The organism is Pseudomonas sp. LS_2, assembly GCF_042709235.1.
In the GTDB taxonomy this organism is placed as follows: Bacteria; Pseudomonadota; Gammaproteobacteria; order Pseudomonadales; family Pseudomonadaceae; genus Aquipseudomonas.
Map to the genome: position 1 here is coordinate 147,449 of NZ_JAVAYC010000012.1, position 9,207 is coordinate 156,655.

Annotated in this window: 4 protein-coding genes and 1 pseudogene; 3 read left to right on the top strand and 2 right to left on the bottom strand. The window is 63.2% G+C overall.

Annotated features, from left to right (window positions below; genetic code table 11):
* Positions 1–195 precede the first annotated feature (195 nt).
* The gene (locus tag RAC97_RS13705; RefSeq protein WP_375098884.1) at positions 196–3,096 is read left to right on the top strand and encodes an aminotransferase; all 2,901 of its coding nucleotides are present in this window, start codon (positions 196–198) and stop codon (positions 3,094–3,096) included.
* A 173-nt stretch (positions 3,097–3,269) separates the two neighbouring features.
* Positions 3,270–4,376, top strand: coding sequence for an agmatine deiminase (aguA, locus tag RAC97_RS13710; protein ID WP_375098883.1), 1,107 nt, complete (start codon positions 3,270–3,272; stop codon positions 4,374–4,376).
* A 596-nt stretch (positions 4,377–4,972) separates the two neighbouring features.
* Here the strand turns inward: aguA and RAC97_RS13715 are convergent.
* Entirely contained in the window at positions 4,973–7,075 is a 2,103-nt protein-coding gene (locus tag RAC97_RS13715) for a TonB-dependent receptor (protein WP_375098882.1), read from the bottom strand.
* 482 nt (positions 7,076–7,557) lie between these two features.
* Here RAC97_RS13715 and RAC97_RS13720 point away from each other — a divergent pair, with 482 nt between their 5' ends.
* The gene (locus RAC97_RS13720; protein ID WP_375098881.1) at positions 7,558–8,877 is read left to right on the top strand and encodes an OprD family porin; all 1,320 of its coding nucleotides are present in this window, start codon (positions 7,558–7,560) and stop codon (positions 8,875–8,877) included.
* A 71-nt stretch (positions 8,878–8,948) separates the two neighbouring features.
* Here the strand turns inward: RAC97_RS13720 and RAC97_RS13725 are convergent.
* Positions 8,949–9,207 (bottom strand): annotated as a pseudogene (locus RAC97_RS13725) (hypothetical protein); the annotation flags it as partial.

Sequence of the window (9,207 nt, forward strand, 5' to 3'; positions counted from 1 at the left end):
GCCTGCACCGCCGGTGATAAGGATACGCATTGAAACCTGCCTCACGATGAATCTGGCTCAACGCCGGTTGGCGCCTAGCTTGTCGCTTGACGATCGCAATAACAACCACCAGGGCTGTCGCTTTGTGTCGCCTGCCTCTTGTATATCGGCAGCGTCGGTGGCGATATAAGCGCAAAAAAACCGAGGTTCCTTTTCATGCTCCTGCACACCCTGATCCAGCGCTCCAGCCAGCCCAGCCCGTCGCTTGGCGAAGCACAGGCCCACGCCTTGTTGCAGGCGCATTACGATCTTAGCGGTGCCTTGCAGGCGCTGGGCAGCCAGCAGGACGTGAACTACCGGCTGGACAGCGATCAGGGCCGCTACGTGCTCAAGGTCTGCCACGGCAGCTATGCCGAGGAGGAGCTTCAGGCCCAGCATGCCGCGCTGGCCTATCTGCGCGAGCAGGGCCTGCCGGTCCCGGCTGTGCGCCCGTCGCTGAACGGCCAACACTTGCTGGCACTGGAGCTCGACGGCCAGCCGCTGCGCGCGCGCGTGCTCGAATATATCGATGGCCAGCCCCTGACCCGCCTCAAGCACATGCCCGCCCGGCTGATGGCCGAGCTCGGCGCGTTGTGCGCCCGGCTCGACAAGGCGCTGGAGGGCTTCGACCACCCCGGCCTCGAACGCACCTTGCAGTGGGACCCGCGTCATGCCGAGGCGTTGATCGAGCACCTGCTGCCGGTCATTACCGACGCCGCCCGGCGCAAGCGCGTCGAGCAGGTCGCACGCAAGGCCTGTGAGCGCCTGAAACCGCTGGTCGCAGAGCTGCCCAGCCAGGCCGTGCACCTCGATATCACCGACGACAACGTGGTGTGGGCGCGCGATGAGCAGCGCCAATGGCAGTTGCAGGGCGTGATCGACTTCGGCGACCTGTCGCGCACCTGGCGCATTGCCGACCTGTCGGTAACCTGCGCTGCGCTGCTGCACCATGCCGAGGGCGACCCGCTGCGCATCCTGGCGGCGGTCAGCGCCTACCAGGCGGTCAACCCGCTGGCCGAGGCCGAGTTGCGTGCACTGTGGCCGCTGGTGCTCAACCGCGCGGCGGTACTGGTGCTGAGCAGCGAACAGCAACTGGCCGTCGACCCGCACAACCAGTACACCCGCGACAACATCGCCCATGAATGGGAAATTTTCGACACTGCCTGTGCCGTACCTGCGGCACTGATGGAGGCGGCGATCCTCCAGTCGGCGGGCATCGCGCCGCAGGCTGTGGATTTCTCCGACTGCGCCGCGTTGCTGCCGGAGCTGGCAGGGCAGGCGGTGACGCGTGTCGACCTGGGCGTACTCAGCCCTCATTGCGCAGCCGGCAACTGGGAGCAACCCGGTTTCGACCAGCGCCTGCTGACCTCCCAGCCTGCACCGGCCAGCAGCCTGCACGGCCAGTACCGCCTGTCGCAGACGCATATCGACCGCGCCGAAGAGCCCGCCACCTGCGCTTTGGGCGTTGAGCTGAACCTGGCACCCGGCACAACCTTGCAGGTCCCGCAGGCGGGTGTATGGGAACGCACCGGCGATGGCCGTGGCTGCCTGCGCACGGCGCAGTGGAGTATGTGGCTCAGGGGCCTGGAGGCGGCGCCCGAGGATGGCCAGGTGCTCGCCAAGGGCCAGGCGCTCGGCAGTACCTGTGGCTTCCTCGGCGTGCAGTTGTGCCTGGAGCCAGGCAGCCAGCCGCCATTCTTCGCCACGCCCTCCCGTGCCCAGGCCTGGCTGGCTCTGTGCCCGTCGCCTGCGGCACTGCTGGGCTTCGATTGCGACGCCGAGCCGCTGGCCGATGCCCAGGCGCTGCTGGCGCGGCGCGATGCCAGCTTCGCCCGCTCGCAGAAGCATTACTACGCGCAGCCGCCGCATATCGAGCGCGGCTGGCGCAATTACCTGATCGACATGCAGGGCCGGTCCTACCTGGACATGCTCAACAATGTCGCGACCCTGGGCCATGGCCACCCGCGCATGGTCGCCGAGTCGGCGCGCCAGTGGTCGCTGCTCAATACCAACTCGCGCTTCCACTACGCGGCCATCGCCGAGTTCTCCGAGCGCCTGCTGGAGCTGGCGCCCGAGGGCTTCGACCGGGTGTTCCTGGTGAACAGCGGTACCGAGGCCAACGACCTGGCCATACGTCTGGCCTGGGCCTACAGCGGCGGGCGCGACCTGCTCAGCGTGCTGGAGGCCTACCACGGCTGGTCGGTGGCCACAGATGCCATTTCCACCTCCATCGCCGACAACCCGCAGGCCCTGGAAACCCGGCCCGACTGGGTACACCCGGTGGAGGCGCCCAATACCTTCCGCGGGCGTTACCGCGGTGCCGACAGCGCTGGTGACTACCTGCGCGATGTCGATGCCAAGCTCGCCGACCTCGATGCCCGTGGCCGCCAATTGGCGGGGATGATCTGCGAACCGGTCTACGGCAACGCCGGTGGCATTTCGCTGCCGACCGGCTACCTGCGCGAGGCCTATGCCAAGGTGCGGTCACGCGGCGGGGTGTGCATCGCTGACGAGGTGCAGGTGGGCTATGGCCGCCTGGGCGAGTATTTCTGGGGCTTCGAGGAGCAGGGCGTGGTGCCGGACATCATCACCATGGCCAAGGGCATGGGCAACGGCCAGCCGCTGGGCGCGGTGATTACCCGTCGCGAGATTGCCGAGGCGCTGGAGGCCGAGGGCTACTTCTTCTCGTCTGCGGGAGGTAGCCCTGTCAGCTGCCGCATCGGCATGGCCGTGCTCGATGTGATGCGCGACGAAGGCCTGTGGGACAACACCCGCGACGTGGGCCGTTACTTCAAGGCGCGCTTGCAGGCATTGGTCGATAAACATCCGTTGGCGGGCGCGGCCCATGGCTCGGGCTTCTACCTGGGCCTGGAGCTGGTGCGCGACCGTCAGACCCTGGAGCCAGCCACCGAGGAGACCATGGCCTTGTGCAACCGCTTGCGCGACCTGGGCATTTTCATGCAGCCGACCGGCGACTACCTGAACATCCTGAAGATCAAGCCGCCGATGTGTACCACCCGGGCGAGCGTGGACTACTTTGTGGACAGCGTTGATCGAATTCTCTGTGAGGATCTTTAAGTCGATTCATATCGGCTTAACTTTCGATAACCTACCTTTATCCGCAGAAATCGCGCTTTCAAGGTCGATATTTATCGGTTAAATTGGTCGCATTCGCTGGCCCCATCGTGGGCCAGCGCTGCCATTCCACCCAAAACCCCTGGCACTGCTGGCCGGGCCTTCAGAGGTTACCCATGAAAACCCTCAACTCGACTCCACGCGCCGATGGCTTCCATATGCCCGCCGAGTGGGCGCCGCAGACCCAGGTGTGGATGGTCTGGCCCGAACGCCCGGACAACTGGCGCCTGGGCGGCAAGCCGGCGCAGGCCGCGCACGTCACCTTGGCCAAGGCCATCGCACGCTTCGAGCCGGTGACCGTGGCGGTTTCCGCCGGCCAGTACGAAAACGCCCGTCGTCAGCTCGACGTGCCGAACATTCGCGTGGTGGAAATCAGCAGCGACGACGCCTGGGTACGCGACACCGGACCCACCTTCGTCATCAACGACCACGGCGAAGTACGGGGCGTGGACTGGGGCTTCAACGCCTGGGGTGGTTTCGATGGCGGGCTGTATGCGCCGTGGAACCGCGACGAAGAGGTGGCCACCAAGATCCTCGAAATGGAACGCAGCCAGCGCTACCGCACCGAAGGCTTCGTGCTCGAAGGCGGTTCGATCCATGTCGATGGCGAAGGCACCCTGATCACCACCGAGGAATGCTTGCTCAACCGCAACCGCAACCCGCATATGAACCGCGAGCAGATCGAAGCGGTGCTGCGCGATCACCTGGCGGTGGACACCATCGTCTGGCTGCCCGATGGCCTGTACAACGACGAAACCGACGGCCATGTCGACAACTTCTGCTGTTACGTGAGCCCGGGCGAAGTGTTACTGGCCTGGACCGATGATTCCAACGACCCCAACTACGCCCGCTGCCACGCGGCGTACGAGGTGCTGAAGAACAGCCGCGACGCCAAGGGACGCGAGTTCGTGGTGCACAAGATGCCCATTCCTGGGCCGCTTTACGCCACCGAGGAAGAATGTGCCGGTGTCGATCACGTGGTCGGCAGCCAGGAGCGCGACCCCTCCGTACGCCTGGCGGGTTCCTACGTGAACTTCCTGATCGTCAATGGCGGCATCATCGCCCCGAGTTTCGATGACCCGGCAGATGCCCAGGCCAGAGCGATCCTGGCCAAGGTCTTCCCCGACCACGAAGTAATCATGATTCCTGGGCGCGAGCTTTTGCTGGGCGGCGGCAACATCCATTGCCTGACCCAACAGCAACCAGCGCCTGTGCGGCGCTGAGCAGCCGGTTCGAAGAAGCCCGTCGTTTGACGGGTTTTTTTGTGCCAGCTGACGATCGGCGAAGCGTGCTGGCATATCTCTTGTATTTCTTTTCCCTCGTGTTTCAAGCGGATACCTAAAAAGCCGTTCTGTAACAAAACCCAAGTAAGTTAGCCGCTCACGGCCGGGGGAGTACGTGGAAATGAGAGCAGCAAGTGAGTCGGCTTTGCCAACATCGGGGATGAACCATGAGTCGCTGAAGGTGGTAGCGCAGTGGTTGAAGCACCATGGAAGCTGTCGGGTCAGGACGACCGATACACGTCGATTGCTTGATGGACGATATCCGCAAGGGTTGATAAGCGAGGCGGAGCTGGAAGCACTGATGGCTGTCTGGCACTGAACGGGACGGAACCCGGCAAAAAAACGCCACCGCAAATGCGGTGGCGTTTTTGTTTGTGGTGAATGGTTGAGAGTGCACACGGTCCCTGTAGGAGCGGGTTTACCCGCGAAGGCAACACCGCGGTGTATGGCACCGGCTTTGCCGGTGTTCGCGGGTGAACTCGCTCCCACAGGTGGTGCGTCGCTCTCAAGCACAGCGGTCAACCTGTGGGTTTGAGTCAGAAGCTATAGGTACCCGTCACCACCAGGCTGCGCGGGTCGCCGAACTGTATCTGCGCGGCGCTGGTGGCGGAGGTGTAGTAGGTCTTGTCGGCGATGTTGTTCAGCGCCGCGCGCACGTCCCAGTCGTGGGTACGGAAACCTGCCAGCGCATCCCAGCGGCCATAACCCGGCAACACCGTGGTGTTCTGCGTGTCGGCGTAGCGGTCGCCGACCAGCGTCAAGCCGGTCTCGGCATACCAGCCCAGCTCTGGCTTCCAGGTCACGAACAGGCTGGCATTGCGCCGCGCCACATTGTTCACCCGGTTGCCTTCCTGGCCGTTGTTGTCCTTGACGATGGAGGCGTCCTGGATACCGATGCCGCCTCGTACATACCAATTGCCGACCACGTTGCCGACGGCGGTCAGCTCCACGCCACGCGAGCGTTGCAAGCCGGTGAGCAGGGTGATGGTGGGGTTGTTCGGGTCGGTGGTGCGGCGGTTGTACAGTTCGAGCTCGTACAGCGCCAGGGTGGTGCTCAGGCGCTCGTCGAACCAGTCGCTCTTCAACCCGATTTCCTTCTGCCGGGTCTGCTCGGGGCGGGTGTCGTTGGTGTTGCCGGTGGCGCCTGGGGTGATGCCGATAAGGCCTCCGCCCACTGGCGAGAAGGTGCGGCTCCAGGAGGCGTAGAACGAGTGCTCACGCCACGGCGAGTAGACCACGCCCAGGCGCGGGCTGGTGCCGTTGTTGTCCTGCTTCTCGGAAATACCCCGCAGTTTGTTGGTGGTGTCCACCTCGAACTGGTCGAAGCGCACGCCGGCCAGCACCTGCCATTGTTCGTTCAGGCGGATCTGGTCTTGCAGGTAGATACCGCGGCTGTCGACCACTGTGTGATTGTTGCTCGACACCGCCATGCGCCCGTTGTGCTGCAGGTTGCGGTTGGGGTTGTTCAGGTCCAGGGCAGGTACCGTCTGGAAGCCGGGACCGCTGGTGGCGGCGGTGTAGAGGGTGGGGTCGCGGCGCTGGTTGCCGAACTCCAGGCCCACCAGCAGCGTGTGCTCCAGGCCCCAGGTACTGACGTTACCCTCGGCCTCGAGGTTGTTGAACAGGTTGCGGGTGTTCAGGTCCTGCTGCCAGCGCTGACGGGTGACGCGGTTGGTGGCGGCGTTGTAGCCGGTCAGGTAGGTATTGTCGAACTCGCTGTCGAGCTTGAACAGGCCCAGGGTGTGGCGCAGCTGCCAGTTGTCGTTGAGCTGATAGTTCAGGCGCGAGCGCAGCGACTGCGCGCGGTCGTCGATGAAGTCGCGCTGGGTGTCGCCATAAGTGGTGTCGCGGCCAACGTCGGCAGGGCGGCCGTTGACTCCGGGGATGCCACGGTCCGGGGTGCGGTTGAAGCGGCTGTATTCGTATTGCACCAGCCAGTTCAGGTCCGGCGTCAGTTGCCAGCTCATGGACGGCGCGAACAACTGGCGGTTGCCATCCACGCCGTCGCGGAAACTGTTGTTGTCCTGGTTGCCAAGGTTCAGGCGCAGGCTGATGTTGTCGCTGGGGTCGGCGCTGAGATCTGCATACAGGCTGCGCAGGTCTTCGCTGCCGCCCTGGGCTTCGAGGGTCGAGCGGCGGCCATGCTCGGGCGCCTTGCTGACTCGGTTGACGATACCGCCCTGGCTGCCACGGCCATACAACACCGCAGCCGGGCCCTTGAGCACCTCGATGCGTTCGATGTTGTGGATGTCACGCACATACTGGCTGTCGTCGCGGATGCCGTCGAGGTAGAAGTCGTTGCTGGCATCGAAGCCGCGAATGCGCACGCTGTCGAAGCGCGTGTCGGCGCCGCTGCTGACGTTGGGAATGCCTTCCAGTGCCTTGCCCAGGCTGTTGCTGCCGTAGTCCAGTACGTTGCTGGTCTTTACGGTATCGATGGCTTGTGGCACATCGCGCGCGGGTGTGGAGGTGCGGGTCGCGGTGCTGACCTCCTTGACCCGTGGGTTGTCGCGTTCGCGATCGGTGTCGGCGGTGACCGAGGTTTCCGGCAGGGTGGTGGTGGCTGCGCTGGCCAGGCCCGCGCTGAACAGCAGCGACAGGCCCAAGGTCAGGGGAGATAGGCGGCAGGGAGCATGCATTACAAGCATCCAAAGTAGGGTGGCAGGAAAAGGATGCGAATGATAATGCGTGCTATTTACTCTTGCTTGGGTGTTTGTAAGGGCTCCTTACGATGTTTGTTTCAAAATGTAACTAGTTATTACGGGGCTACCTTAGGCTGATTTTTGTCAAGCACCAGACTGGTGCGTTTGTTGTACGAATGTCCCGAAAAGAGAAGGAATGCCCTGTCGCAGGGCTGTAGGCATGAAATTGCACCAGCCAGGCGCGTGAATTTAGTTATATCAACCTTCATTTCACGTTTTTTTGACATTGGAAAGCAGGCGCGGCTAGGATTCGCTCCAACGCCTGCTGGCCACGATCTGGCCATGCTGCTGCACAGGCCCGCTGTTACCCACGGCGGGTCTTTCAGTTTGGATCCGCATAGCGTCGAACCTACGAAGGGGCGTTGGTTTCCTGGCGTTTTAAATCGCAGAGCGTTCCGATAAGAAATAAGGAAAATAAAATGCTTAACACCCGGATCAGCCTGGTCGCACTGGCACTCATCGCCGCGACCCAGGCACAGGCCAATGACCAGGCCGAAAGCAAGGGCTTCATCGAGGACAGCCACGCCAACGTCCTCCTGCGCAACGTCTACATGAAGCGTGACAAGAAGCACGACACCGACGACCAGAGCCAGTGGGGCCAGGGCTTCATCGGCACCTTCTCCTCGGGCTTCACCCAAGGCACCGTGGGTGTGGGCGTCGACGCCTTCGGCCTGTACGCCATCCGTCTGGACGGCGGCAAGGGTCGTAACGGCGGTGGCGGTATCGACTTCTTCAAGCGTGAGAACACTGTCGACGCCGACGGCAAAAGCGCTGCGGCCAACGACCTCGCCCGTGCTGGCGCAGCCATCAAATTCCGCGTCTCCAACACCGTGCTCAAGTACGGTGACATGATGCCGGCCTTGCCTGTGCTGCAGTACGACGACAGCCGTCTGCTGCCAGAGAGCTTCACCGGTGCCATGGTGACCTCCAAGGAAATCGAAGGCCTGGAGCTGAACGCCGGTCGCTTCACCCAGCAAGCGCGCAAGAGCGCCCAGGGCCACGACAGTGGCGGCCTGAAATCGATCGCCGTACTCGGCGGTAGCTACAAGTTCACCGACAACTTCACCGCGTCGCTGTACACCGCAGACAACGAAGACGTGATGAAGAAGCACTACCTGGGCTTGAACTACGTCTTCCCGCTGTCCAGCGATCAGTCCCTGACCCTGGACTTCAACGGCTACAAGTCGGACATCGACAAGAAGTACGTGGAACACGCAACCCTGACCGGTGACTCCAACACCATCTGGAGCCTGGCAGCTACCTACGCCTTCGGCCCGCACTCGGTCACCCTGGCGCACCAGCGCAGCACCGGTGACACCGGCTACAACTACGGCTGGTACAAGAACAACTTCGGCACCAGCGACGGTGGCTCGACCATCTACCTGGCCAACTCCTACTGGTCCGACTTCAACGCTGAAGACGAGCGTTCCTGGCAGCTGGGCTACGGTCTGGACTTCGGTGCCTTCGGCGCACCTGGCCTGACCTACAGGCTCGCTTACGTGGTGGGTGACAACATCAACACCCGTACCGTGACCAACCCGGAAGGTTTTGGCGAAGGTAAAGAGCGTGAGATCTACACCCAGCTGAAATACGTGGTTCAGGAAGGCTCGGCCAAGGACCTGTCGGTTCGCCTGCGTGCTTCGTGGCTGCGCACCAACAATGCTGTCCAGCAGAATGGCTACAACGACGACGGCAACGACGTTCGTATCTTCGTCGAGTACCCGATCAGCATCTTCTGATACTGGTCTGGCGTAACGAAACAGCCCCGGCATTTGCCGGGGCTGTTTCGTTTTGGGGCTAGCGTCGGGGCTCAAGCGCGTTGCTGGATTTCCCGCAGACGGTCTGCGCCACCTTCGGCGACACGCTGGCCGGCGGGAGTGCGTTCAAAGCCACCTTCGGCGACACGCTGGCCAGCCGGGGTGCGGTCGGAACCCCCTTCGGCGACGCGCTGGCCAGCCGGGGTACGTTCGAAGCCGCCTTCGGCGACACGCTGGCCAGCCGGGGTGCGGTCGGAACCCCCTTCGGCGACACGTTGGCCAGCCGGAGTTCGTTCGAAGCCGCCTTCGGCT

Bases quoted from the DNA above. Each gene is read 5' to 3' on its own strand.
- RAC97_RS13705 (WP_375098884.1), top strand. From the start codon at position 196: ATGCTCCTGCACACCCTGATCCAGCGCTCCAGCCAGCCCAGCCCGTCG.
- aguA (WP_375098883.1), top strand. From the start codon at position 3,270: ATGAAAACCCTCAACTCGACTCCACGCGCCGATGGCTTCCATATGCCC.
- RAC97_RS13715 (WP_375098882.1), bottom strand. From the start codon at position 7,075: ATGCATGCTCCCTGCCGCCTATCTCCCCTGACCTTGGGCCTGTCGCTG.
- RAC97_RS13720 (WP_375098881.1), top strand. From the start codon at position 7,558: ATGCTTAACACCCGGATCAGCCTGGTCGCACTGGCACTCATCGCCGCG.